General features: G+C 65.9%; 20 protein-coding genes. 3 read left to right on the plus strand and 17 right to left on the minus strand.

Translation table 11 applies throughout. From position 1 onward, the window contains the following. The first annotated feature begins 13 nt into the window (after nucleotides 1-13). The 3 genes from rpsO (at nucleotide 14) to A9179_RS04095 (ending at nucleotide 4133) form a co-directional block, all read left to right on the plus strand. Entirely contained in the window at nucleotides 14-283 is a 270-nt protein-coding gene (gene rpsO, locus A9179_RS04085; protein WP_187804577.1) for a 30S ribosomal protein S15, read from the plus strand. Between the two features lie 219 nt (nucleotides 284-502). Next, the gene (gene pnp / locus A9179_RS04090; protein WP_187804578.1) at nucleotides 503-2608 is read left to right on the plus strand and encodes a polyribonucleotide nucleotidyltransferase; all 2106 of its coding nucleotides are present in this window, start codon (nucleotides 503-505) and stop codon (nucleotides 2606-2608) included. A gap of 109 nt (nucleotides 2609-2717) precedes the next feature. Continuing rightward, complete coding sequence (locus A9179_RS04095) at nucleotides 2718-4133, plus strand: hypothetical protein (protein WP_187804579.1); 1416 nt, start codon at nucleotides 2718-2720, stop codon at nucleotides 4131-4133. A gap of 10 nt (nucleotides 4134-4143) precedes the next feature. Here the strand turns inward: A9179_RS04095 and A9179_RS04100 are convergent, their stop codons facing one another. From A9179_RS04100 to A9179_RS04180, 17 genes are all read right to left on the minus strand, one after another. Further along, on the minus strand, nucleotides 4144-5598 hold the full coding sequence (locus A9179_RS04100) for a rhomboid family intramembrane serine protease (protein ID WP_187804580.1): 1455 nt from the start codon (nucleotides 5596-5598) through the stop codon (nucleotides 4144-4146). A 16-nt stretch (nucleotides 5599-5614) separates the two neighbouring features. After that, a complete protein-coding gene (locus A9179_RS04105; RefSeq protein ID WP_187804581.1) occupies nucleotides 5615-5899 on the minus strand; it encodes a DUF2845 domain-containing protein in 285 nt (94 codons plus the stop codon). A gap of 49 nt (nucleotides 5900-5948) precedes the next feature. Further along, nucleotides 5949-6251: a DUF2845 domain-containing protein gene (locus A9179_RS04110; protein ID WP_187804582.1), complete on the minus strand. Its 303-nt coding sequence runs from the start codon at nucleotides 6249-6251 to the stop codon at nucleotides 5949-5951. A 54-nt stretch (nucleotides 6252-6305) separates the two neighbouring features. Then, complete coding sequence (locus tag A9179_RS04115; protein WP_187804583.1) at nucleotides 6306-6596, minus strand: DUF2845 domain-containing protein; 291 nt, start codon at nucleotides 6594-6596, stop codon at nucleotides 6306-6308. Continuing rightward, nucleotides 6596-9694: a DUF748 domain-containing protein gene (locus A9179_RS04120; protein WP_187804584.1), complete on the minus strand. Its 3099-nt coding sequence runs from the start codon at nucleotides 9692-9694 to the stop codon at nucleotides 6596-6598. Before A9179_RS04120 ends, A9179_RS04115 begins: the two co-directional genes overlap by 1 nt. A gap of 90 nt (nucleotides 9695-9784) precedes the next feature. Continuing rightward, on the minus strand, nucleotides 9785-10798 hold the full coding sequence (locus A9179_RS04125) for a class I SAM-dependent rRNA methyltransferase (RefSeq protein ID WP_187804585.1): 1014 nt from the start codon (nucleotides 10796-10798) through the stop codon (nucleotides 9785-9787). Nucleotides 10799-10883: 85 nt separating this feature from the next. Next, on the minus strand, nucleotides 10884-12065 hold the full coding sequence (locus tag A9179_RS04130) for an acetyl-CoA C-acetyltransferase (RefSeq protein ID WP_187804586.1): 1182 nt from the start codon (nucleotides 12063-12065) through the stop codon (nucleotides 10884-10886). Between the two features lie 96 nt (nucleotides 12066-12161). Next, on the minus strand, nucleotides 12162-13040 hold the full coding sequence (locus tag A9179_RS04135; protein WP_187804587.1) for an oxygenase MpaB family protein: 879 nt from the start codon (nucleotides 13038-13040) through the stop codon (nucleotides 12162-12164). Between the two features lie 82 nt (nucleotides 13041-13122). Further along, on the minus strand, nucleotides 13123-15060 hold the full coding sequence (gene acs / locus A9179_RS04140; RefSeq protein WP_187804588.1) for an acetate--CoA ligase: 1938 nt from the start codon (nucleotides 15058-15060) through the stop codon (nucleotides 13123-13125). 144 nt (nucleotides 15061-15204) lie between these two features. Continuing rightward, nucleotides 15205-16869: a glucose-6-phosphate isomerase gene (pgi, locus tag A9179_RS04145; protein WP_187804589.1), complete on the minus strand. Its 1665-nt coding sequence runs from the start codon at nucleotides 16867-16869 to the stop codon at nucleotides 15205-15207. Nucleotides 16870-16963: 94 nt separating this feature from the next. Beyond that, the gene (gene panD, locus A9179_RS04150) at nucleotides 16964-17344 is read right to left on the minus strand and encodes an aspartate 1-decarboxylase (protein WP_187804590.1); all 381 of its coding nucleotides are present in this window, start codon (nucleotides 17342-17344) and stop codon (nucleotides 16964-16966) included. Between the two features lie 76 nt (nucleotides 17345-17420). After that, entirely contained in the window at nucleotides 17421-18269 is an 849-nt protein-coding gene (gene panC, locus A9179_RS04155; protein ID WP_187804591.1) for a pantoate--beta-alanine ligase, read from the minus strand. After that, nucleotides 18266-19066 (minus strand): 3-methyl-2-oxobutanoate hydroxymethyltransferase, encoded by an 801-nt coding sequence (gene panB / locus A9179_RS04160; protein ID WP_187804592.1) that lies wholly within the window; start codon nucleotides 19064-19066, stop codon nucleotides 18266-18268. Before panB ends, panC begins: the two co-directional genes overlap by 4 nt. 131 nt (nucleotides 19067-19197) lie before the next feature. Next, complete coding sequence (gene folK / locus A9179_RS04165) at nucleotides 19198-19683, minus strand: 2-amino-4-hydroxy-6-hydroxymethyldihydropteridine diphosphokinase (RefSeq protein WP_187804593.1); 486 nt, start codon at nucleotides 19681-19683, stop codon at nucleotides 19198-19200. A 1-nt stretch (nucleotide 19684) separates the two neighbouring features. Next, nucleotides 19685-21088 carry a polynucleotide adenylyltransferase PcnB gene (locus A9179_RS04170; RefSeq protein ID WP_187804594.1) on the minus strand — a complete coding sequence of 468 codons (1404 nt, stop codon included), beginning with the start codon at nucleotides 21086-21088 and terminating at the stop codon, nucleotides 19685-19687. Between the two features lie 661 nt (nucleotides 21089-21749). Beyond that, nucleotides 21750-23168 (minus strand): sigma-54-dependent transcriptional regulator, encoded by a 1419-nt coding sequence (locus tag A9179_RS04175; protein ID WP_187804595.1) that lies wholly within the window; start codon nucleotides 23166-23168, stop codon nucleotides 21750-21752. A 31-nt stretch (nucleotides 23169-23199) separates the two neighbouring features. Further along, a complete protein-coding gene (locus A9179_RS04180; protein WP_187804596.1) occupies nucleotides 23200-26154 on the minus strand; it encodes a sensor histidine kinase in 2955 nt (984 codons plus the stop codon). Between the last annotated feature and the right edge of the window lie 114 nt (nucleotides 26155-26268).

Below are 26268 nucleotides of genomic sequence, written 5' to 3' on the forward strand. Positions count from 1 at the left end.
GGAGCCCATTACCATGGCACTGAGCGTTGAAGAAAAAGCCCAGATCGTAAGCGACTACAAGCAAGCTGAAGGCGATACCGGTAGCCCGGAAGTGCAGGTTGCCCTGCTGACCGCCAACATCAACAAGCTGCAAGACCACTTCAAAGCCAACGGCAAAGATCACCACTCCCGTCGTGGTCTGATCCGCATGGTTAACCAGCGCCGCAAGCTGCTGGACTACCTGAAGGGTAAAGACGCCTCGCGTTACAGCGCCCTGATCGGTCGCCTGGGTCTGCGTCGTTAAGACGTAACCTGAAGTGAGAAGCTGGAAGTTTGAAGTGGCAAGGCGGTTTGCACCGGCTCGCGGCTTCGGGCTTCCAGCTTCTGGCTTTCTGCAGGAATGATTTTTGAAGCCTGTTCCAAGGCTGCTGAGGATAGCGAGCAGTTTTCGAACAGACTTTAAGGGGCCGCCTGGCGGCCTCCCGGCAGTTCCCCCAAGGCAACAAAAGAGAAGGAAAACACCGTGAATCCGGTTATCAAGAAATTCCAGTTCGGTCAGTCGACCGTTACCCTCGAAACCGGGCGTATTGCCCGTCAGGCCTCCGGTGCCGTTCTGGTCACCGTGGACAACGATGTCAGCGTGCTGTGCACCGTGGTTGGCGCCAAACAAGCCGACCCGGGCAAGGGTTTCTTCCCGCTGTCCGTGCACTACCAGGAAAAGACCTACGCTGCCGGCAAGATCCCCGGCGGCTTCTTCAAGCGTGAAGCGCGTCCTTCCGAGAAAGAGACCCTGACCTCGCGCCTGATCGACCGTCCGATCCGTCCGCTGTTCCCGGAAGGCTTCCTCAACGAAGTGCAGGTCATCTGCACCGTGGTCTCCACCAGCAAGAAGACCGATCCGGACATCGCCGCGATGATCGGCACCTCGGCCGCCCTGGCCATCTCCGGCATTCCGTTCGACGGCCCGATCGGCGCCGCTCGCGTAGCCTTCCACCCGGAAACCGGCTACCTGCTGAACCCGACCTACGAGCAGCTCAAGGCTTCCAGCCTGGACATGGTCGTTGCCGGTACCAAAGACGCCGTGCTGATGGTCGAATCCGAAGCCAAAGAGCTGACCGAAGACCAGATGCTGGGCGCCGTACTGTTCGCCCATGACGAGTTCCAGGCCGTGATCAAGGCCGTTGGCGAACTGGCTGCCGAAACCGGCAAGCCGCGCTGGAACTGGACTGCCCCGGCCGAGAACACCGCTCTGCTCGGCGCCATCAAGGCCGAGTTCGGCGAGGCCATCTCCCAGGCCTACACCATCACCATCAAGCAGGATCGCTACAACCGTCTGGACGAGCTGCGCGACCAGGTCGTTGCCAAGTTCTCCGGCGAAGAAGGCCAGCCGTCCTCCGGCGAAGTCAAAGACGCCTTCGGCCTGATCGAATACCGCACCGTGCGCGAGAACATCGTCAACGGCAAACCGCGTATCGACGGTCGCGACACCCGCACCGTACGTGGCCTGAACATCGAAGTCGGCGTACTGGACAAGACCCACGGTTCGGCCCTGTTCACCCGTGGCGAAACCCAGGCCCTGGTGGTTGCCACCCTCGGCACCGCCCGTGACGCGCAGCTGCTCGACACCCTGGAAGGCGAGAAGAAAGACCCCTTCATGCTGCACTACAACTTCCCGCCCTACTCGGTCGGTGAGTGTGGTCGCATGGGCGCCACCGGTCGCCGCGAAATCGGCCACGGCCGCCTGGCCCGTCGTGGTGTCGCCGCCATGCTGCCGAGCGGTGATGACTTCCCGTACACCATCCGTATCGTCTCGGAGATCACCGAGTCCAACGGTTCGTCCTCCATGGCTTCCGTCTGCGGTGCTTCCCTGGCCCTGATGGACGCCGGTGTGCCGATGAAGGCGCCGGTTGCCGGTATCGCCATGGGTCTGGTCAAGGAAGGCGACAAGTTCGCCGTACTGACCGACATCCTCGGTGACGAAGACCACCTGGGCGACATGGACTTCAAGGTTGCCGGTACCGCCAATGGCGTCACCGCGCTGCAGATGGACATCAAGATCCAGGGCATCACCGAAGAAATCATGGAGATCGCCCTGAATCAGGCCCTGGAAGCGCGCCTGAACATCCTCGGCCAGATGAACAAGGTCATCGCCCAGTCGCGCACCGAGCTGTCGGCCAACGCCCCGACCATGATCGCGATGAAGATCGACCAGGACAAAATCCGCGACGTCATCGGTAAAGGCGGCGCCACCATCCGTGGTATCTGCGAAGAGACCAAGGCTTCGATCGACATCGAAGACGACGGCTCGATCAAGATCTTCGGCGAAACCAAGGAAGCTGCCGAGGCCGCGCGTCAGCGCGTACTGGGCATCACCGCGGAAGCCGAGATCGGCAAGATCTACGTCGGTCGCGTCGAGCGCATCGTTGACTTCGGTGCCTTCGTCAACATCCTGCCGGGCAAGGACGGTCTGGTGCACATCTCGATGCTGAGCGATCAGCGCGTCGAGAAGGTCACCGACGTACTGAAAGAAGGCCAGGAAGTGAAGGTTCTGGTACTCGACGTCGACAACCGCGGCCGCATCAAGCTGTCGATCAAGGACGTCGCCGCTGCCGAGGCTTCCGGCGTCTAAGCCGAAGCATCCGCAGTAAAGAGGAGGGCCCGCATGCGGGCCCTCTTTTTTTGCCTGCGATTTGTCAGGACAATGACGCCTTTCGCAGTATCTACAAGGATGTTTGGCTATGGAAAGAACTTACTGCCGCTATCACCCGGCGCAACCGGCCACCTGGCATTGCGCGCCGTGCCAGCGCGATTTCGGTGACTGTTGCGTGCCGCTCAATGCCGACGAGCCGGAGCTGGTACCGGTCTGTCCGCTGTACCGCAGCAAGCTGGCCTTCCTCGGTGCGGCCAATAGTGCGCAGCCGTTCTGGGAGCGCATTCCGCATTTCTTCCGCTATGCCCTGCAGCCGGCGCCGCTGGGCTTTGCCGCGCTGCTGAGTCTGGCCGGCCTGTTCATGCCCGGCTGGAAGCTGCTGTGGCTGGCGCTGTTCAGCGTGGCGACCAAGTACCTGCAGAGCGTGATCGAGTCGGCCAGCCTGGGCGGGCGCAAGGCGCCGAGCCTGGCCAGCGCCCTGGACGGCGAGGGCTACAGCCTGTTCTGGCGGGTGCTGGTGATCTTCTTCATCGCCTTCGGGGCGATCTGGCTGGTCAGCGACTTCGACAGCGAGGCGCTGTACTGGACGGTCAGCCTGGCGATCCAGCTGATCATGCCGGCCTGCCTGATCCGCCTGGCGCTGGACAAGACCCTGGGCGCGGCGCTCAACCCGGAGGAGGTGGGCGCGGTGATCAAGGCCATGGGCTGGCGCTACCTGATCCTCTGGGTGTTCCTGTTCATGCTCTGGCAGTCGCCGGATGCGGTGGTCTACATGCTCTCCAGCGGCTTGCCGCGGGTGGTGCTGGTGCCCGTGGCGACCTTGCTGTTCGGCTATTTCAGTGTGGTGATGTGCGCCATGATGGGCTATGCGGTGTTCCAGTATCAGGGTGCCCTGGGCTATGCCGCAGTGGAGGATGGCAGCCATGCGGGCTGGCCGGCCGACGAGTACGTACGGCGCCGGGCCCTGGCCGAGGCCGAGGTACGCCTCAAGGAAGGCCAGACCGGGCCGGCGCTGGAGGTGCTGACCCAGGCCCTGGATCGCACGCCCAACGACCTCAAGCTGAATGAGCGTTTTCACCAGCTGCTGTTCGGCCTGAATGCCCGCGAGCGCTGCCTGCGCCACCTGGCCCACTACCTGCCGCTGGCTGCCCGGCTGAACCCGGCGCAGTCGGCCACGGCGCTGCTCAATGCCCGCCAGCTGCAGGCAGACTACCTGCCGGATGACCCGCTGGTGTGCGAGACGGTGGCCAAGGCGCTGATCGAGCGGCACAAGGTGCGCGAGGGCCTGAGCCTGCTGCGCAACTTGCATGGACGTTTCCCGACCTATCCGCATATCGCCCGCGCCTATCTGCTGGCCGCGCGCGGTTTCGCCGAGGGTCTGGGGCAGCTGGAGCCGGCGCAGAAGCTGCTGGGCTATATCCGCGCGCGCTACCCGCAGTCGCCCCTGCTGACCGAAGTAGCCAGCCTGGAGGCGATCATCGAGCGCCTGGCCGAACGTAGCTGAGCCGGCGTGCTCAGCGCGCCAGGTGCTGGCGGTAGAGCGCCAGCTGACGGGTCTGTTCGGCTTCCGGGTAGGCCTGGTGCAGGTACTGGGTCAGCTCGCTGACCCCGCGCAGATCCTGGCGCTGGCCCAGCTGGCGGGCCAACTGCAGGGTCAGTACCGGGAGCTGCGCGGGCTTTTGCGGCAGCTGGCTGAGACGGCGCCAGACGCTCAGGCCCAGCTGGCCCTCGCCGGCGCGAATCAGCGGTGCCAGCAGGTGCAGCTGCACGGCCGGATGCTGCAGCAGGCGCTGCCCGGCTTCGTTGCTGTCGGTGGCGATGCGCTTGAGCAGCGGCAGGGCTTCACTTGCCTCGGGCAGGGCGAATAGCTGCTTGAGCAGGGCGCTCATCAGGGGCTTGTCCTGGCGCGTGCGCGCCACGGTATAGAGGCGCTCCAGCAGGGCGATGCGCCCTGGATAACGCTGCAGCAGATCCGGGCCGCGCGCCGCTGCCTGCTCCAGGGCGAACTGCCCGAGCAACTGGTCGAGGGCCGCCAGCTCGCGCTTGAACGGCGCGTCGGCATCCTGCTTGTGCAGATAGGCCTCGTCGACCTTGATCCCGCCGAACTGGCGCGGCAGCCACACGGCGATGAAGCCGGCGCCGAGCCCGCCGAGGTGGGCGTAATAGTTGACGTGGTCGTCGGCGGCCAGCAGGCCGATCAGCTCCTTGCCCATCCATACCGGCAGGATCCACAGCGCCGGTGCCTTGAAGTAGCCGATCAGCGGGCCCAGCCAGTAGAAGAAGTTGATCTTGCGCAGGCCGTAGACGCCGATGTACATGCCCATCAGCCCGGAAATCGCGCCGGAGGCGCCGACGCCGCTGACCCACACCGGATCCAGCGCCCACCACAGCAGGTGCGAGGCCACGCCACTGAGCAGGTACAGGCCGAGGTAGACGGCCTTGCCCAGGGCGATCTCGAGGGCGAAGCCGAAGATGAACAGGAACAGCATGTTGCCCAGCAGGTGGTCGAAGCTGCCATGCAGGAACATGGCGCCAAACAGCCCCTGCACGCTGAACTTGGCCGGGATGAAGCCGAAGCGCATGCTGCTGAGCTGGTCGCGCGCCGCTTCGGCCTTGGCGCGGGCGGCCTGCCAGGCTGGGTTCGCCTGGAAGTCGCTGCGCTGGTGCAACTGATGCTCGAACTCCAGGTCGTGCAGGATCATGGTCGCCAGATCCTGGCGGCGCAGGCCGTCGAGCTGCTCGCGCTCGACCACGTCCAGCTTGTGTTCGGTGCTGAAGGCCTCGCTGAACAGGGCGCGCTCGCGATTGAGCAGGCCGCCGTCCAGGTAGGTATGCACGGCGGTTTCCAGGCGTTCCTCGTCACCACCCTGATAGCCAAAATAAATCAGGGTGTTGAGCAGGATCAGCAGCAGGGTGATGACCGGTGGGCGCTTCCAGTCCAGCGGGTGCTCGGCGGGGATGATCAGCATCGACTACGTCCTTGTTTCAGTGGCGCTTGCTCTCGACGCGCTTGAGGCGCTCGCCTTCGAACTGCAGGAAGTAGTACATGCCGTTCTTCGGCCCATAGACCCACTCCTCGCGTTGGAATTCGCGGTGGCCTTCGTCGTCGTAGGTGTAGCCGGTCACCGCCTGGCTGACCGGTGCGCCGCATTTGCTGAGCACCTCGCTGGTGCGGTCGCCTTCGCTGGCGATGCCGTTGTCGCAGCGTAGCGAGGCATGGGCGGTCAGGCTGGTCAGGCTGATGAGCGTGGCGAGCAGGAGTTTGTACATGGTGAGCATCCTTGTTGCTGGGGGATTACCGGGCTCCGCCCGGGGTGAGTCATTGGCCGCGCTTGCTTTCGATCTTGACCAGGCGATTGCCTTCCAGGCGCAGGTAGTAATACATGCCGTTCTTCGGCCCGTAGATCCATTCCTCCACCAGCACTTCCTGGGTGAAGCCGTAGTAGTCGACCACCTCGCGGTAGCCCAGGTTGTCGCGGCTGACGGGGTTGCCGCACTTGGCCTGCACTTCGCTGGAGAGGTCGTCGAGGCTGATCAGGTTGCTGCCGCAGCGCAGGGTCGAGCCGGCTTCGGCGCCAGTGGCGAGAAGCAGCGGGAGCAGGGCGAGAAGGGATGTGCGCATTGCCGGTGTCGTGCAGGGGGATAACGCCAGCCTACACCGGCCGGCGCGCACTTGTCAGTGGGCGCGGCGGGTTTCGATACGCACCAGGCGATTGCCTTCGAAGGTGAGGATGCTGAGCATGCCGTTGTTCGGCCCGTACACCCATTCCTCGACCTTGAACTCGCGGCGGTCGTAGCCGCCGAGGGTGTAGCCGACCAGGTCGCGGTGCGCCGGAGCACCGCACTTCTGCTCGACCTCGAAGGCGCGGTCGCCCTCGCTGACCAGATTGCTGCCGCAGCGCAGCGTGCTGGCCTGGGCCAGGCCGCCGGCCAGCAGCAGGGCGGCGCAGCCCAGGGCGCGGCGCATCACTGGCTCCCCAGGTGCAGGGCGCTGCTCACGCTGCCATTGGCCTGGGCTTCGCCGAGGCTGACGTCGAGCAGGTAGATGCGCTGGTCTTCCAGGCCGCCGCGCTCCACCAGGTAGTCCTTGATGCTGGCGGCGCGGGCCTGGGCCAGCTGGCGCAACAGCAGTTCGCTCTGCGCCCAGGACTGCAGCACGGCCTGCTTGAGCTGGAGGCCGCGTTCTTCCTTGCTCAGCTGCGCCCATTCGGCCGGTGGCTGCTGCTTCAGGCGCGAGCGGTAGATGCCTTCGAGCAACACGGCCTTGTCGTCCTCGTCGACGATCAGTTCGCTGGGGTCGGCCGGCACCTTGTCGCCGCGGCGCTGCAGGATCTTGTACTGGGTGTTCTGGTATTCGCGCTCCAGGCGCTGCTCGGCCAGCAGCGGGCCGTCGCTGGCCTGGGCGCTCATGCCTTCCACTTCCAGGCGCAGCACCGGGCGCTCCTTGAGGGCGGCGGCCAGGGTGTCGAGGGCTTTCTGCGCGGCGCCGTCCAGTTCGTCGCTGCCTGCAGCGAATTGCACCTGGCTGAGGTCGGCCTCGCTGCCGCCGACCAGGCCGGCGATGAACTTGAATGGCGCCTGGGCGGCGCGCAGCACCAGGTTGCGCAGGGTCTGCCAGACGATCGGCATCACGCTGAATTCCGGGCTGTTGAGGTTGCCCTGTACCGGCAGCTGGATATCGATATTGCCCTGGGTGTCCTTGAGCAGGGCCACGGCCAGGCGGATCGGCAGATCCACGGCGTCCTTGCTGTCGACTTTCTCGCCGAGCTGCAGGTCTTCCAGCAGCAACTTGTTCTCGGCGTTGAGCTGGCCTTTTTCGATCTGGTAGTGCAGATCCAGGTTGAGCCGGCCCTTCTTGATCCGGTAGCCGGCGAACTTGCCGGAGTAGGGGGTGAGGGTGGTCAGCTCGACGTTCTTGAAGCTGGTGGCGATATCCAGGCTGTTCATCGGGTCGAAGGGAGTCAGGCCGCCCTTGATGCTGACTGGCGCGTACTTGTCGACCTTGCCCTTGATATCGACGCTGGCGGTTTTCGGGCTCTGGTTGTCCAGGGTGCCGATCTGGCCGTTGAGCTGCTGGATGGCGGTGGCGAAGTTGGGGGTCAGGCTGAAGTCGGCGAAGTTGGCCGAGCCGTCCTTGATGTTCACTCCACCGATGCGGATCGGCAGGGGTTTGCCGGCCGGTTCGGGCTTGGCCTTGGCGTCGGCCGGTTGCGGGATCATCAGGTCGTTGACGTTGGTGGTCAGGTCTTCGTTGATGATGAAGCGCGCATAGGGCTGCTGCAGGTTGACCTGGTTGATCACCAGGCCTTCGCCGTGGCGGTAGTCGAGGCCGTCCACCACCAGTTGCTGCCACTTGAGGAAGTCGCGCTCCTTGAGGGTGTCCAGGGTGTGCAGCTGGTTGACCTCGGCGCGCCCGGCGATGCTGAAGGCCAGTGGCTCGACGCTCTTCAGGTCGACGGCCAGGTCGCTGCCGAGCTGGCCGCTGCGCAGCTCCAGGCGTACGAATGGGCTGATGTAGGCCTGCGCCAGGCGCAGGTCGATGTCACGGGTGACCAGCTGCAGCTTGGCCCAGGTGGGGCTGATCTGTACCTGGCCCTCGACCTTGAGCTGGCCGTTCTTGTTCACCCCGGTGTCGAGCTTGAGGCCGAAGGGCGAGGTGCCCAGGCTGTCGAAATCGCTGAGGTCGAGGTTGAGCGGGGCCAGGTCGAGCTTCACTTCCTGGCTGCCGGCGGCGCGGTCGGCCAGGTGGATCTGGTAGCCGCGCAGCTGCACGTCGCGCAGGATCACCTGCCAGGGCTTGCTCGGCTCCGTGGCCTGGTCTGGCGCCGGGGCTGCGGCGGTTGTGGCCGGCTGCTCGGCGGCGGGCTGCGCGGACGCGGCGGCTGGGGCTTCGCTGGGAGCTGGTGCTGGCGTCGAACCGGCGCCACCCTCGGTCGGAGCCGGAGCCGGAGCCGGAGCCGGAGCCGGAGCCGGAGCCGGAGCCGGAGCCGGAGCCGGAGCTTCGGGTGCGGCAGTGGGGGGCTGCGGGGTTACCGGCGCGGCAGCTGGTGTCGTCTTGCTGTTGCTGGCGAACAGCTTCTGCCAGTCGAGCTGGCCGTCTTTCTCGCGGGCGGCCCAGGTTTCCAGGTTCTGGCTGCGGATCTTGCCGACTATCACCTGCTGCTTGGCCAGATCCAGCGAGGTTTCGCTGACGTCGAGGCGCTCCAGGCGTACCAGCGGTTTGTCCGCCGGGCTCTTGATGGCGAAGGGCGCCAGGCTGATGGCGACGTTGTTCAGCTGCAGCTCGGTGCCCTTGGCCAGGTTCAGCTGGTAGTCGGCGCTGAGGTTGACCACGCCATCTTCCAGTACCAGCGGCACGGCATCGCGCACATAGGGCCACACGCCCTTGAGCTTGCCGTCGGTGACCTTGAGCTGGCCGGTGGAGGCGATCGGCGTCAGGCTGACCTGGCCATGCCAGTCGATGCGTCCGCCATAGGGGCCGGTGGCGACCATCTGCATGTCGGCATTGTCGTCGGGCAGGGTGCTGAGGTTCTGCAGTTCCAGGTTGAGCGAGTCGTAGACGAATTCCACCGGTTCACTGGGGCGCAGATCCTCGAAGTGCAGGCCGTTCTCGATCAGCTGGATACGGCTGATACGCAGCGGGAATGGCTCGCTGGGTTCAGTCTCGGCCGGCTTCGGCTCGCTGGGTGGCAGCTTGAACAGCTGGGTCAGGTTGAGCGTGCCGTCCTTGGCGAACAGCACTTCGCTATGGGCTTTTTCCAGCTCGATGTCGGCCAGGTGCAGGGCATCGCCCCACAGGCTGTCCCATTGCAGATTGGCATACAGGCGCTGGAAGGCGACCTGGGGTTTGTCCGGCTCGCCGATATGCAGGCCCCAGAGGTTCAGCTCCAGGCTGAAGGGGTTGAGCTCGATGCGCTCCAGGCGCGCCGGCACTGTGGCCAGTTGCGCCAGCTGCTGGTTGGCGATGCGCAGGGCGATGCCCGGCAGGATCAGGAAGCCCAGCAGGCTATAGAGGGCGAAGGTGATCAGCAGTGCGCAAACGGCGCGTTTCAATCCTTTGGGCATGGTACGGCATCATCTTCCAGGCTGAGGGTGCACTGCAGTATGGCATGGCTGCCGCGTGCGTGTGGGCCATCAGATTGCCGCGCCAGAGCGTCAGAATTGCAGGATCAGGGTCTTCAGCGGCGGCTGGCCGTCCTGCGAGGGGAAGTCCGCCGCCGGGGCCAGCACCTGGCAGTCGCGCACCGGGCGACCGAGCTTCTCCGCACAGCGCAGCACCTGCTGGCGCCAGTCGGCCATGGCCACCTTCGCCAGGTTGTTGCAGCAGATCAGTACACCGTCATCGGCGGTGGCGAGGATCGCCGGCTTGAGCAGGCTCTGGTAGTCGCGCAGCAGGTCGACGGTGCCGAAGGCGCTCTTGGCCCAGGCTGGCGGGTCGAGCAGCACCAGGTCGAATTGCTGCTGCTGCAGGCGCGGATAGCTCGGCAGCTTGTGCCCGCGGCGGCTGGCGATGGGCAGGCCGGCCAGCTGGCGGATGGCCGGGAAGTAGTCGGACTGCACGAAGTCCATCGCCAGCCTCGGGTTGAGTGCCAGGTTCTCCCGGCCCACCGCCAGATTGCCTTCGGCGAAGTCCAGGTTGAGCACCGCGCGTGCGCCGCCCGCCGCGGCGCACAGGCCGACGCCGCAGGTGTAGGCGAACAGGTTGAGCACGCTCTTGCCGGCGCTGTGCTGTTTGACCCAGCCGCGGGCGTTGCGCAGGTCGAGGAACAGCAGCGGATCCTGCCCCGGATGGCGCCCGCGTACCCGGTAGTTCAGCCCCCACTCGTGGCCGACCAGGTCGGCCAGGGCCTCGGGCGTGGCCTGGTACACCGGGTCGCGCCGATCGACGCGCGAGTTGCCGCCGGAGCGGTCGTTGTAGACCAGCTGCAGTTCCACCCCGAGCGCGGTCGTGAGGGTGGCATGCAGGTCGAGCAGGCTGTCGCGGTCGAGCGGCTGGTGGAAGCTCTGTACCAGCAGCTGGCTGCCGTAGCGGTCGGCGGTGAGGCCGGGGGCGCCTTCCTGACTGCCATGGAACAGGCGGTAGCAGTCGGTGCCTTGCTGGTGCAGTTCACCCAGCAGCGGCTGGCGGGTGGCGAAGGCGGCGCGCAGCGCCTGATCGAGAGAGGACATGCGCGGCGTCTCGCAACGGAAGGGCGCGCAGTTTACCAAGAAAAACGCCGGCTCTTGGCCGGCGTTAGTCTCGCAGCGCGTCGGATCAGCTGCGTTCGATGGCGAGCGCGACACCTTGACCGCCACCGATGCACAGAGTGGCCAGGCCTTTCTTGGCGTCACGTTTGATCATCTCGTGCAGCAGGGTCACCAGCACGCGGCAACCGGAGGCGCCAATGGGGTGGCCGAGGGCGATGGCGCCGCCGTTGACGTTGACCTTGGCCGCGTCCCAGCCCAGTTCCTTGCCCACCGACAGGGCCTGGGCGGCGAAGGCCTCGTTGGCCTCGATCAGGTCGAGTTCGGCCAGTTGCCAGCCGGCTTTTTCCAGGCAGCGTTTGGTTGCCGAGACCGGGCCGATGCCCATGATCGCCGGGTCGACGCCGGCATTGGCGTAGGCGGCAATCTTGGCCAGTACCGGCAGGCCGAGGGCCTTGGCTTTCTCGGCGCTCATCAGCAGCACGGCAGCGGCGCCGTCGTTGAGGCTGGAGGCGTTGCCGGCGGTGACGCTGCCGTCTTTCTTGAACGCCGGCTTGAGCTTGCTCAGGTCGGCGGCGGTGACGCCGGCACGAGCCTGCTCGTCGGTGGCGAAGCTGACCGGGTCGCCCTTGCGCGAGGGGATCAGGACCGGGGTGATTTCATCGGCGAAGCGCCCGGCCTCGATGGCGGCCACGGCCTTCTGCTGCGAGGCGGCGGCGAAGGCGTCCTGCTCTTCGCGGCTGATGGCGTACTTGTCCACCAGATTCTCGGCGGTGATGCCCATGTGGTAGTCGTTGAAGGCATCCCACAGGCCGTCCTGGATCATGCTGTCGATCAGCTTGCCGTGGCCCATGCGCTGACCGCTGCGGGAGGTCGGGATGACGTGGGGAGCCAGGCTCATGTTCTCCATGCCGCCGGCGATGATGACGTCGGCGTCGCCGCAACGAATGGCCTGGGCGCCCAGGTGCAGGGCCTTGAGGCCGGAGCCGCAGACCTTGTTCAGGGTCAGTGCCGGCACGGCATGCGGCAGGCCGGCCTTGATCGCAGCCTGGCGTGCGGTGTTCTGCCCGGCGCCGGCGGTGAGCACGTGGCCGAGGATCACCTCGTCGACTTCGCCGCCATTCAGGCCGGTCTGCTCCAGCAGACGCTGGATCACCGCGGCGCCCAGGTCGACGGCGGGTACGCCGGCCAGCGAGCCCTGGAAACTGCCGATGGCGGTACGGGTGGCGGCGACAATGACAACTTCTTGCATGGCGGGCTCCTTGAAATCGGTGGTGCGCGGCGAGCCGCGACGGGGGCGTTATGGTGGCATAGCGCATGGGTGGCGACCACCACCCGAACTGCTCGGTCAGCCGCGCGCTGGCAGGCCCATGCGGCGGCGCGCGTGGTGGATGGCGCCGCCGCGCACGGCCCAGCGCAGCAGTGGCGCCAGGCTGTTCACCCCGGCGCGGATGGTGCGGCTGCGGGCGGCGCCGATGGGCTGTTCGAGCATGGCCTGGGCCCAGTCCGGCAGCAGGTCGATGCCGGCCTGCATCAGCAACTGGCCCACCGGCACGGCCAGGGCGCTGGGCGCCGGCGCGTTCTGCAGGATGCGCAGGATCTCTCGCGAGCGCTCGTCGCACAGCAGCTGTGGGCGCACGGCGGCCAGGTAGGCGGCGATTTCGGCGCGCGAGCGCGGCACGTTCTCGGCACCCAGGCGCTCGGCGATCAGTGCCACCTCGGCGTAGTAGCGATCCTGGTCGGCCGCGCTCAACTGCGGGTTGCGGTAACGCAGGTGGGCGGCGAGGAAACTCGACACTTCGGCCACATGCACCCAGGTCAGCAGCGCCGGGTCGCTGGCCGCGTAGGGGCGGCCATCCGGCGCGGTGCCGACCACCTTGAGATGAATGGTGCGCACCTTGTCGATCAGCCACTCGGCGTCGCGGCGCGAGCCGAAGGTGGTGCCGGAGATGAACTGGCCGGTGCGGCGCAGGCGGCCGAGCAGATCCTCGCGAAAGTTCGAGTGATCCCACACCCCGGCCAGGGCCAGCGGGTGCAGCGCCTGCAGCAGCAGGGCACTGATGCCGCCGACCATCATGCTGGTGAAGTCGCCGTGCACCCGCCAGCACACGGCATCGGGGCCGAACAGACCGGGATCGCCAGGGGGCTGGGAGAAGTCGATCTGGCCGAGGACGATGCCGCTGAGGCTGAGCACCTGGGTTTCGATACGGCGGCGGAGGAATTCCATGAGGGTTTTGGGTTGGTGGCAGTGTGGCTGGTGAGACCCTCACCCTAGCCCCTCTCCCAGAGGGAGAGGGGCTAGGGTGAGGTCATTGGTTCAGGCGTTGGCCGATCAGGCTGTCGACCACCGACGGGTCGGCCAGGGTCGAGGTGTCGCCCATGTTCTCCAGTTCGTTGCAGGCGATCTTGCGCAGGATGCGCCGCATGATCTTGCCCGAGCGGGTCTTCGGCAGGCCCGGTGCCCACTGGATCAGCTCCGGCTTGGCGAAGCTGCCGATCTCCTTGCTGACCAGGGCCAGCAGCTCCTTCTTCAGCCCGTCGGACGGCTCGACGCCCTTCATCGGCGTGACGAAGGCATAGATGCCCTGGCCCTTGAGGTCGTGCGGGTAGCCGACCACGGCGGCCTCGGCGATGGCGTCGTGCAGCACCAGGGCGCTTTCCACCTCGGCGGTGCCGATGCGGTGGCCGGAGACGTTGATCACGTCGTCGACTCGCCCGGTGATCCAGTAGTAGCCGTCCTCGTCGCGGCGCGCGCCGTCGCCGGTGAAGTAGTAGCCGGGGTAGGGCTTGAAGTAGGTGTCGATCATCCGCTGGTGGTCGCCGTAGACGCTGCGGATCTGGCTCGGCCAGCTGGCCTTGATCGCCAGCACGCCACTGCCGGCACCGTCGATCTCCACGCCTTTCTCGTCCAGCAGCACCGGCTGCACGCCGAAGAACGGGCGGGTCGCCGAGCCGGGCTTGAGGTCGGTGGCGCCGGGCAGCGGGGTGATCAGGATGCTGCCGGTCTCGGTTTGCCACCAGGTGTCGACGATCGGGCAGCGCCGTTCGCCGACCACGTTGTAGTACCACTCCCAGGCTTCCGGATTGATCGGCTCGCCGACCGAGCCGAGCAGGCGCAGGCTGGTGCGCGCGGCCTTCTGCACCGGGCCTTCGCCTTCGCGCATCAGCGCGCGGATGGCGGTGGGGGCGGTGTAGAAGATGTTCACCTGGTGTTTGTCGATCACCTGCCAGAAGCGCGAGGCATCCGGGTAGTTGGGCACGCCCTCGAACATCAGGGTGGTGGCGCCGTTGGCCAGCGGGCCGTAGACGATGTAGCTGTGGCCGGTGACCCAGCCGACGTCGGCGGTGCACCAGTAGATCTCGCCTTCGTGGTAGTCGAACACGTACTTGTGGGTCATCGCCGCGCCCAGCAGGTAGCCGCCGGTAGTATGCAGCACGCCCTTGGGTTTGCCGGTCGAGCCCGAGGTATAGAGGATGAACAGCGGGTCTTCGGCGTCCATCGGCTCGGCCGGGCAGTCGGCGCTGGCCTCCTTGAGGGCCTGGTGGTACCACAGGTCGCGGCCTTCCACCCAGTTGACCTGGCCCTGGGTGCGTTGCACCACCACCACGCTGGATACCGCCGGACAGCTCAGCAGGGCCTGGTCGACGTTGGCCTTGAGCGGGATGTACTTGCCGCCGCGCACGCCTTCGTCGGCGGTGATCACGGTGCGGCAGTCGGCATCGAGGATGCGGTCGCGCAGGGCATCCGGCGAGAAGCCGCCGAACACCACCGAGTGCACTGCGCCGATGCGTGCGCAGGCGAGCATGGCGTAGGCCGCCTCGGGGATCATCGGCATGTAGATGCACACCCGGTCGCCTTTCTTCACGCCACGGCTCTTCAGCACATTGGCCAGGCGGCTGACGTGGTGGTGCAGCTTGTTGTAGGTGATATGGGCCGATTCGCTGGGATTGTCGCCTTCCCAGATGATGGCGATCTGTTCGCCGCGCGTGGCCAGATGGCGGTCGATGCAGTTGTCGGCGACATTGAGCAGGCCGCCCTTGAACCAGGCCGCCTCGCCCTTGACCAGGTCGCTGCTGTGCAGCTGATCCCAGGGCTTGAACCAGTGCAGGAACTGCCGCGCCTGTTCGCTCCAGAAGGTTTCCGGCTGCTCGATGGATTGGCGATAGAGACGCTGATAGGCCTCGTCATCCAGGTGGGCGCGCTGGCGCACCGCATCCTTGACCGGGTGAAGGCTGATTTCGAACATGGCGGGAGTCCTTATTATTGTTGATCCTCACTACCGTCGAGAGTGAACCAAGCAACTGCTTGGTTCAAGTGCCGGTAGTCCTGGGCGCAGGCGTTGTCCTGGCCCCAGCAAGCAAAAGCCCGGCACAGGGCCGGGCTTGCAGGGTCAACCGCGGTGGCGACCGCGGAAGAAGTCGATCAGACCCTGGGTCGAGGCGTCCTCGGCCGGCGGCTGATCCCAGCCGGTCAGGCGCTGGTAGACGCCCTTGCCGAGTTCCTTGCCGAGCTCCACTCCCCACTGGTCGAAGGCATTGATGCCCCAGATCACGCTCTGCACGAACACCTTGTGCTCGTACATCGCCACCAGCGCGCCAAGGCGCCGCGGGCTGATGCGTTCGAGCACCAGGGTGTTGCTCGGGCGGTTGCCGGGGATCACCTTGTGCGGCGCCAGGCGCTGCACTTCGGCCTCGGCCAGGCCCTTGGCGCGCAGCTCGGCCTCGGCCTCGTCGCGGCATTTGCCGAGCATCAGCGCCTGGCTTTGCGACAGGCAGTTGGCGTACAGCCACTGGTGGTGGTCGGCCACCGGGTTGTAGCTCACCACCGGCACGATGAAGTCGGCCGGAATCAGCTGGGTGCCCTGATGCAGCAACTGGTGGTAGGCATGCTGGCCGTTGCAGCCGACACCGCCCCAGATCACCGGGCCGGTATCGGTGCTCACCGGGCTGCCATCCTGACGCACACGCTTGCCGTTGGACTCCATGTCCAGCTGCTGCAGGTGCTTGGTGATGTTGCGCAGGTAGTGGTCGTACGGCAGGATCGCGTGGCTCTGCGCGCCCCAGAAGTTGCCGTACCAGACGCCGAGCAGGGCCAGCAGCACCGGCATGTTCTTCTCGAACGGGGTGCTGCGAAAGTGCGTGTCCATGCTGTAGGCGCCGGACAGCAGTTCCTTGAAGTTGGACATGCCGATGGCCAGGGCGATCGGCAGGCCGATGGCCGACCACAGCGAGTAGCGCCCGCCGACCCAGTCCCACATCGGGAAGATGTTCTTCTCGCGGATGCCGAACTCGATTGCCGCCTGGTTGTTGCTGGTGACGGCGATGAAGTGGCGGTAGAGCTTTTCCTCGGTGCCGCCACGGGCCAGGTACCAGGTGCGCGCGGCCTGGGCGTTCTTCAGGGTTTCCAGGGTGCCGAAGGACTTGCTGGAGACGATGAACAGGGTGGTCTCGGCATTCAGCTTGGCGGCCAGTTCATGGAACTCGCTGCCGTCGATATTGGCCAGGTAGTGGCAGCGCACGCCGTGCTGGGTGAACGGCAGCAGGGCCTCGGAAACCAGCTGCGGGCCAAGGAAGGAACCACCGATGCCGATGTTGACCACGTCGGTGATGGCCTTCTCGCTGTAGCCGCGCCACATGTTGCTGTGGATGCGCCCGACTATGTCGGTCATCTGGTTGAGCACGCGGTGCACGTCGGGCATCACGTTGACCCCGTCGACCTTGACGCAGTCGCCGATCGGCCGGCGCAGGGCGGTATGCAGGGCCGGGCGGCCTTCCGAGGCGTTCAGTCGCTCGCCGTTGAACAGCGCCTCGATGGCCTGTTCCAGGCCGGCTTCCTGGGCCAGGTTGACCAGCAGGTCGCGGGTTTCGCGGTTGATCAGGTTCTTCGAGTAGTCGAGGAACAGGCCGCAGGTGCTCATGGAGAACTGGTTGAAACGCTTGGCGTCGCTGGCGAAGGCTTCGCGCATGCTGAACGTCTGCATCTGTTCGCGGTGCTGGCGCAGGGCCTGCCAGGCCGGCAGGGTGGTGACATCGAGCGGGTGCTGGTAATACGCCATGAGCGGCTGTTTCCTTGTTATACGGCCGGTGTGCTATCGGGCATTAAAAAGCCCGGAAGGTTCCGGGCTTGAAGTGTAGCGGGGTGCGGATCGCTCAGGCGACCTGCACCGGAATTGCGTTGCTGGTGTGGCTCAGCTCGCCGTCGGCAGCCATGTACAGCACGCGCGGCTGGAAGTTGGCCAGCTCGGCCTCGCTGTAGTGGGCGTAAGCGCAGATGATCACGCGGTGGCCGACGCCGGCCTTGTGCGCGGCAGCGCCGTTGACCGAGATGATCTTCGAACCTTCCTCGCCGCGGATGGCGTAGGTGGTGAAACGCTCGCCATTGTCCACGTTGTAGATCTGGATCTGCTCGTACTCGCGGATGCCGGACAGATCCAGCCACTCGCCGTCGATGGCGCAGGAGCCTTCATAGTCGAGCACCGCATGGGTGACGATGGCGCGGTGCAGCTTGGCCTTGAGCATGATGGCGTGCATGACTACTTCCCTCTCGGAATACGGCGGCGGCAGAGTTTGCCCGAACCCCCGAGGGGGTTCAAGGGCGTGACGCGGGTCAGATTTCCAGCGCCAGGTTGTCGATCAGGCGGGTGCTGCCGAGGAAGGCGGCCACCAGGATCACCAACTGCCGGGTTTCGCCTGTGGCCGGGCGCAGGTCGTTGCTGTCGCGCACTTCCAGATAGTCCGGGCGCAGGCCGGCGGCTTCCAGGGCGGCCTTGGCGGTGACGACCAGCTTGGCGAAGTCCTGCTCGCCGCCGCGGATCGCCTCGGCCAGCTGCTGCAGGGTGCGGTACAGCACCGGGGCAATGGCGCGCTGCTCGGCGTTCAGGTAGCCGTTGCGCGAGGACAGCGCCAGGCCGTCTTCGGCGCGAACGGTCGGTTCGCCGATGATCTGCACCGGCATGTTGAGGTCGCGCACCAGGGTGCGGATCACCGCCAGCTGCTGGAAGTCCTTCTCGCCGAATACGGCCAGATCCGGCTGCACCATGTTGAACAGCTTGGTCACCACGGTGGCGACGCCGTCGAAGTGGCCGGGGCGGCTACCGCCGCACAGGCCTTCGGAGACGCCCTGGACGCTGACCAGGGTCTGCCCGGCCATGCCGTCGGGGTACATCTCTTCCACCTCGGGGGCGAACAGCAGCTGGCAGCCGGCGCTGACCAGCTTGTCCTGGTCGGCGGCGAGGGTGCGCGGGTAGCTGGCGAGGTCTTCCTTGGGGCCGAACTGCAGCGGGTTGACGAAGATGCTGGCGACCACGAAGTCGGCGCGCTGGCTGGCCTTTTCCACCAGGGCCATGTGGCCCTCGTGCAGGTTGCCCATGGTCGGCACGAAGCCGATGCGCTTGCCTTCGGCACGTGCGCGGGCCACGGCGGCGCGCAGCTCGCGCACGGTCTTGACGGTGTTCATGCGGAGAATCCGTGTTCTTCGGCAGGGAAGCTGACTGCTTTCACCGCCTGGACATAGGCGGCGAGGGCGGCCTGGATATTGGGCTGGCCTTCCATGAAGTTCTTCACGAACTTCGGCGAGCGGCCGGTCAGGGACAGGCCGAGCATGTCGTGCAGTACCAGTACCTGGCCGTCGGTGGCCGGGCCGGCGCCAATACCGATGACCGGGATCTTCACCGACTGGCTGATTTCCGCAGCCAGTTCGCTGGGCACGCATTCGAGCAGGAGCATGGCGGCACCGGCCTGTTCCAGGGCTATGGCGTCGGCACGCAGCTGGCGCGCAGCGGCGTCACCGCGGCCCTGCACCTTGTAACCACCGAAGACGTTGACCGCCTGCGGCGTCAGGCCCAGGTGGGCGCACACCGGCACGCCGCGCTCGGCCAGCTGGCGAATCGGCTCGGCCAGCCAGGCGGCACCTTCCAGCTTGACCACATGGGCGCCGGCCTGCATCAGCGCAGCGGCGCTGGCGAAGGTCTGCTCCAGGGTGGCGTAGGCCATGAAAGGCAGGTCGCTGATCAGCAGCGCGCCCTGGTTGCCGCGTTTTACCGCGGCGGTGTGGTAGGCCATGTCGGCCAGGCTCACCGGCAGGGTGCTGTCGTGGCCTTGCAGAACCATGCCGAGGGAGTCGCCCACCAGCAGCACATCCACACCGGCCTGGCAGGCTGCCTGGGCGAAGGTGGCGTCGTAGGCGGTCAGCATGGCGATTTTCTCGCCTTTCTGCTTGAGCCCCAGCAGGGTGCTTATGGTTGTATCAGGCATGAAGTCTTCCTCATTTGCGCGCGGTGCTTGCACCGCCGCGGGGCAACGGGACGCCTATAGTCCCGATGGGGGTGCACGAAGTCAATCTTGGGTGTTACCGCTGTGTTACGGCGTTACCTGCTGGCGCGGGCTCAGGCCGGCAGGCGTTCCAGGCCGCTGAACGGGCAGGCGGCGAGCAGCTCGGCCAGCCTGCGGCCATCCGGCAGCTGCAGGTCGGCGGCGAGCTCCGCCAGGGGATAGAGGACGAAGGCGCGGGCGTGCATATGGTAGTGCGGCACGGTCAGGCGTTCCTCGGCGAGCAGTCGCTCGCCGAACAGCAGGATGTCCAGGTCGAGGGTGCGCGGCCCCCAGCGTTCGGCCTTGCGCACGCGGCCCTGCTCCTGCTCGATGCGTTGCAGGGCGTCGAGCAGCTCGAGGGGCTGCAGGTTGGTGTCCAGGGCGGCCACGGCATTGACGTAGCGTGGCTGATCCGGCGGGCCCAGCGGGTCGCTGGCATAGAAAGACGAGGTGGCGACCAACTGGCTGGCGGGCAGCGCGGCCAGCGCGCTGAGTGCCGCCTGAAGCTGCTGGCGCGGCTCGGCCAGGTTACTGCCCAGGCCGATGTAGACCCGTTCCATGCTATTCGCCAGCCGGTGCGCCGGTGCTCGGGCCGCGGCGACGGTTGCGCCCGCCACGACGGCGTTTGCGCGCCGCCGGGGCGTCTTCGTCGTCCGGGCGGCTGGCCAGGTCGCGGATCATGCTGCGCCGTTCGCTGTCACTGGCATCCTGGTAGTCGGTCCACCAGTCGCCCAGACCGCCGGTTTTCTCGCCGGCGTCTTCACGCAGCAGGAGGAAGTCGTAGCCGGCGCGGAAGCGCGGGTTTTCCAGCAGCAGGTCGGCGCGCTTGCCCTGGCGCCGCGGCAGGCGCTCCTGCATGTCCCAGATCTCGCGGATCGGGATGGTGAAACGCTTGGGCACGGCAATGCGCTTGCACTGTTCGACGATCAGATCGTGAGCGGCTTCCTGCATGGCTGGAATCGGCGGCATGCCGCGCTCCTGCAGCTGCGCGGCGCGGGCCGGCAGGGCTGGCCAGAGCAGGGCGGCGAAGAGGAAGGCGGGAGTCACCGGCTTGCCTAGGGCGATGCGCTCGTCGGTGTTGGCCAGGGCCTGGCGGATCAGCTTTTCGGTGTATTCCGGGTTGCGCTTGAGCGCCGCGGCGCTGGCCGGGAACAGCGGGGCGAACAGGTCGTACTCGACCAGCAGCTCGAAGGTGCGCTCGGCGTAGCCGGCGAGGAACAGCTTGAGCACTTCGTCGAACAGGCGGGCCGAGGGGATGTCGCGCAGCATCGGCGCCAGGCGGCGGATCGGCGCAGCGCTGTGTTTCTCGATGTCGAAGTCGAGTTTGGCGGCGAAGCGTACGGCGCGCAGCATGCGCACCGGGTCTTCGAGGTAGCGCTGTTCGGGGTCGCCGATCAGGCGGATCAGGCGATTGCGAATATCGTGCACGCCGTGGGCATAGTCGAGGATGCGCTCGCCGGTCACGTCGAAGTACAGGGCATTGATGGTGAAGTCACGGCGCTGGGCGTCGTCTTCCTGGTTGCCGTAGACGTTGTCACGCAGGATGCGCCCGCTCTCGTTGCGCGAGGACAGGTGGCTGTCTTCCTCGTCGTCGCCCTGCGGATGGTTACTGCGGAAGGTGGCCACTTCGATGATTTCGCGGCCGAAGTGCACGTGCGCCAGCTTGAAGCGGCGGCCGATCACCCGGGCGTTGCGGAACTCGGCGCGCACCTGCTCCGGGGTGGCGCTGGTGGCCACGTCGAAGTCCTTGGGGTGGATGCCGAGCAGCATATCGCGCACACAGCCGCCCACCAGGTAGGCCTGATAGCCGGCATTCTGCAGGCGTTCAACCACGTTCACCGCGTTGCGGCTGAACTGCCCGCGCTGCAGCGAATGCTGGCGAGGGCCCAGCACTTCCGGGGAGCTGTGGCGATGGGCGTTGCGCTTCAGGGGAGAGCGAAAAGACTTGAACAGCTTCTTCAGCATGGGCGGCACTGTCTGGGGGAATAAGCGGCCGGAAAAGCGAGAGACCGCAGGATTGGCGCGGATTCTAGCATCGGGGAGGGGGATGGTGAATTAAAAGGCAGGCTGGGGAGAAAGCTACTGGGGGAGCCTAGGCTCCCCCCCAAGTAGGTGCGTGCTTTGTTTTTATTATTATTGCGGGCCTGTTGTTTTTGTTGTCGGGCCCGTTGGTGGTAGCCCAAATCGGGTACCAGGAGCAAACGGATTGCTTTGGATGCTGATGCTGCCATGATCATTCCGTGATCCAACCAGTTCAGGCTCTGCCTTGGGGCAGTTTTATTATTCTCGGCCTGGTTGTGGGGCGAACCCCAAAGGCAAATCCTCTCCAAAAGAATCAGTTAGCTGCGCCTCCGCCTTGTTGTTTTTGTTGTGCTGGAGTCGTTCTGTCTTATTTTTATTGTGGGGTTTCGAGCTTGTTATTGTTGTTGTGCCAGAGATAAAGCAGAACCCGTGCCAGTTTTTTCAAATCCTTTGAAATCAAGGCCTTGAGCGGATTGGGAAAAAGTTATGGGCATAAAAAAGCCGGATTCTCGTTACCGATGAACCCGGCTTTGTTACGCGATGTGAAGCGGGGGTAACAGGCTGCGGAACCTTTGCCCGCCTGCTCTGTCATGCGGGTAACGCCTCAGGAACCAGTGGCGGCCCCCGATTTGCGCCGCGGGATGCCCAGGCGCTGGCGCCGTTCCCACAGGCACTTGCGGCTGATGCCGAGCTTGCGCGCCAGTTCGGTCTCGGTCATGTGATCCTGGTGCTCGAGCACGAAGTGCTGGAAGTAGTCCTCCAGGGACAGATCCTCGGTCGGCTCGTGGCTGGTGCCGTTGCTGGACGACGGTGCGCTGCCGCTCACCTCGAAGTCGTCTTCCAGGTCGTCCAGCTCGATATCGATGCCCAGCAGCTCGGCGGAAATCTCCGCGCTCTCGCAAAGGATCACTGCGCGCTCGATGGCATTTTCCAGCTCGCGCACGTTGCCCGGCCAGGCGTAGTGGCGGATCGCCTGTTCGGCATCCTGGGCGAAGCGCAGGTCTTCGCGGCCCATGCGGTTGCACTGGCGGGCGAGGAAGGCGTGGGCGATCTCGTTGACGTCGGCGCCACGCTCGCGCAGCGGTGGCAGCTTGAGGGCGATGACGTGCAGGCGGTAGTACAGGTCTTCGCGGAACTGGCCGGTCTTGGCCAGGGTCTTGAGGTCGCGGTGGGTGGCGGCGATCAGGCGCACGTCGACCTTCTGCGACTGCACCGAGCCGACCCGGCGGATCTCGCCTTCCTGCAGCACGCGCAGCAGGCGGGCCTGGGCTTCCAGTGGCAGTTCGCCGATCTCGTCGAGAAACAGGGTACCGCCGTCGGCTGCTTCGACCAGGCCAGCGCGGCCGGCGCTGGCGCCGGTGAAGGCGCCTTTTTCGTGGCCGAACAGTTCGGATTCGATCAGGGTTTCCGGGATCGCCGCGCAGTTCACCGAGATCAGTGGCGCTTTGGCGCGCTTGGACAGGTTGTGCAGTGCGCGGGCCACCAGCTCCTTGCCGGTACCGGACTCGCCCTGGATCAGTACGTTGGAGTCGGTCGGGGCGACCTTGCGGATCTTGCCGTAGAGATCCTGCATCGGCGCGCAGGAGCCGATGATGCCGATGTCGCCTTCGGCGGCCGCATTGGGCTTGGCTGCCGGTTTGCCACCTTCACTGGGCGCCGCGCGGCGTGCTTCCTGGTGGTCGCGCAGGATGCGCGCCACGGCCTGGAGCATTTCGTCGTGGTCGAAGGGTTTGGCGATGTAGTCGACCGCGCCCATCTTCATCGAATCCACCGCCGAGCGCAGGCTGGCGTAGCTGGTCATGATCAGCACCGGGGTGCCCTGGGCCAGCTTGATCAGCTCGGTACCGGGCGCACCGGGCAGGCGCAGGTCGCTGACGATCAGGTCGAAGCCGGGAATGCTGTAGCGCTCCTGGGCTTCCTGCACCGAGCCGGCCTCGCTGACCTGATACTGGTTGCGCTCCAGCAGGCGGCGCAGGGCCGAGCGGATGATGGTTTCGTCTTCGACGATGAGGATGTGTGGCATTGATACTCTCTCGACGATCTCAGGTCACTGCTCAGGTCGCTACGGACGTCGTTTCGACAAAGCGCGGCAGGGTAACGCGGAAACGGGTTCCGAGTTGGCGTTCGGGGTCGGCCGGGCTGTCGATGGTGATCTGCCCATAATGCTCTTCCACGATGGAATAGACCAGCGCGAGTCCCAGGCCGGTGCCCTTGCCCGGATCCTTGGTGGTGAAGAACGGCTCGAATAGGCGATCCATGATCGCCTGCGGAATGCCCGTGCCTTCGTCTTCCACCAGCAGGGTCACGCTCATTTCCGAAGCTTCGCTGGCCACCCGGATGGCGCCACCGGGGGGCGACGCATCGCGGGCGTTGGATAGCAGGTTGATCAGTACCTGGGCCAGACGCTGCGGGTCGCCCTTGGCCAGGTGATCGGGGTCGCACAGGTTGTAGAACTGCACTTCGGTGCTGTTGCGATTGAGCGCCAGCAGACCGATGGCGTCCTGGGCCACCTCGGCCAGGCTCACCGGGTATTCGGCGCGCTGCTGCTGGCCGGCGTGGGCGAAGTTCATCAACGACTGGACGATGCGCGAGATGCGCTTGGTCTGGTCGAGAATCTGTCCGCTCAGCTCGACCATTTCGTCGTCGTCTTCGCGCTCCTCGCGCAGGTTCTGCGCCAGGCAGGCAATGCCGGTGACCGGGTTGCCGATCTCGTGGGCCACCCCGGCGGCCAGGCGGCCGATGCTGGCCAGGCGTTCGGAGTGCACCAGCTGGTCTTCCAGAACTCGGGTCTCGGTGACGTCCTCGACCAGCAGCACCAGGCCGCTGTTGCCCGGTGCCAGCGGCTCGTCGATGGCCGCCTTGTGCAGGTTGAGCCAGCGCACTTCGCCATCCAGGGCCAGCGGCTGCTTGTGCAGGTGTTCGTCGAGCTGGCGGGTGAAGTCTTCCAGCAGGGATTTCCACGGCTGGTCGAGGGCGCCCAGGCGCGAGCCGACCACGCGCTGCGCGGAGATGCCGGTGAGCTCCTCCATGGCGCGGTTCCACATGAGAATTTCCTGATCCTTGGCCAGCGAGCAGACGCCCATCGGCAGCTCCTGCAGGGTCTGGCGGTGGAAGCGGCGCAGGGCGTCGAGTTCGGCGGCCAGGCCGGTGAGGCGCAGGTGGTAGTCCTCCAGGCGGCTCTCGATGAAGTGGATATCTTCGCTGACGTAGGTCTCGCTGCCGGATTTGTAGGGCAGGAAGGTCTCGACTATGTCCTGCGCCACGCTGGGGCCCATCAGCCCGGAGAGGTTGGCCTCGATGCGGTCGCGCAGGCGGCGCAGGGCATAGGGGCGACGCTCGTCGAACGGCAGGTGCAGGTCGTGCAGGGCCTGTTCCACTTCCTTCTGCGCGGTCTTGCCGCCCAGCGGCTTGGCCAACTGGGTGGCGAACTCCTGCGGCGAACCGGCCACCAGCTCGCGCCGTTGCGGACGGCGCACGTTGTCCACGGTGCAGGCCTCGGCGGCGCTCTTTTCTTCGTCGCTGGCCTCGGTGAACAGCGACACCAGGGTGAACACCAGCACGTTGGCCGCCAGCGAGCCGGTCGCCGCCAGGTGCCAGTTGTTCTGGTCGAGCACATAGATGATGTTGAACAGCGGCAGGTGCACGCCCTGCAGGTTGCTCACCAGCGGCAGCAGCATGCTTACCGCCCACACGGCGATGCCGGTGAGCAGGCCAGCAATGAAGCCGCGGCGGTTGGCAGTGGGCCAGTACAGCACCGAGAGCACGCCGGGCAGGAACTGCAGGGTGGCGACGAAGGCGACGATGCCCAGGTTGGCCAGATCCTGCTCGGCGCCGAGCAGCAGATAGAAGCCGTAGCTGGCCATGATGATGGCGATGATCAGCGCGCGCCGCGTCCACTTCAGCCAGCGGTAGATGTTGCCCTGGGCCGGTGGCTGGTACAGCGGCAGTACCAGGTGGTTGAGCACCATGCCCGACAGCGCCAGGGTGGTGACGATGATCAGCCCGCTGGAGGCCGACAGGCCGCCGACATAGGCAATCAGAGCGAGGGTCTTGTCGCCCACGGCGATGCCCAGGCCGAGGGTGAAGTATTCGGGGTTGGTGGTGGCGCCGAGCTTGAGGCCGGCCCACAGGATCAGCGGCACCGACAGGCTCATCAGCAGCAGGAACAGCGGCAGGCCCCAGCTGGCGCTGACGATGGCGCGCGGGTTGAAGTTCTCGGTGAAGGCCATGTGGTACATGTGCGGCATGACGATGGCCGAGGCGAAGAACACCAGCAGCAGGGTGCGCCACGGGCCTTCCTGCAGCGGGGTGTGCAGGGCGTTGAGTGCGGCCTGGTTCTGCAGCAGCCACAGCTCCAGTTCGCTGGGGCCGCCGAAGACCCCGTACAGCGCATACAGACCGATACCGCCGAGGGCCACCAGCTTGACCACCGACTCGAAGGCGATGGCGAATACCAGGCCCTCGTGCTTCTCGCGGGTGGCGATATGGCGGGCGCCGAAGAGGATGGTGAACAGCGTGATCAGGGCGCAGAAGGCCAGGGCGAAACGGTTCTGCAGCGGCTCGCGGGTGAGGATGCCGATGGAGTCGGCGACCGCCTGGATCTGCAGGGCCAGCAGCGGCAGTACGCCAATCAGCATGAACAGGGTGGTCAGTGCCCCGGCCCAGCTGCTGCGGAAGCGGAAGGCGAACAGGTCGGCCAGCGACGACAGCTGGTAGGTGCGGGTGATGCGCAGGATCGGGTAGAGCAGCACCGGCGCCAGCAGGAAGGCGCCGGTCACCCCCAGGTAGCTGGCGAGGAAGCCGAAGCCGTACTGGTAGGCCAGGCCCACCGTGCCGTAGAAGGCCCAGGCGCTGGCGAACACGCCCAGCGACAGGGTGTAGGTCAGCGGGTGGCGGATCACCCAGCGCGGGATCAGGCCGTGCTCGCTGATCCAGGCCACGCCGAACAGCAGCAGCAGGTAGGCGGCGCTGATCAGGATCAGCTGGCTCAGGTCAAAGCTCGTCAGCATCTACAGAGGCTCGGCGAATTGAAGATGAAGGATGGTCGCGGGGCTGGGCCGGTGCAGCTCAGAGTTCATCGGCATCGCACGGGCTCTGCGAGTGAATATAAGGGGCGGTCACCG

The organism is Pseudomonas alcaligenes (assembly GCF_014490745.1).
GTDB lineage: Bacteria > Pseudomonadota > Gammaproteobacteria > Pseudomonadales > Pseudomonadaceae > Aquipseudomonas > Aquipseudomonas alcaligenes_C.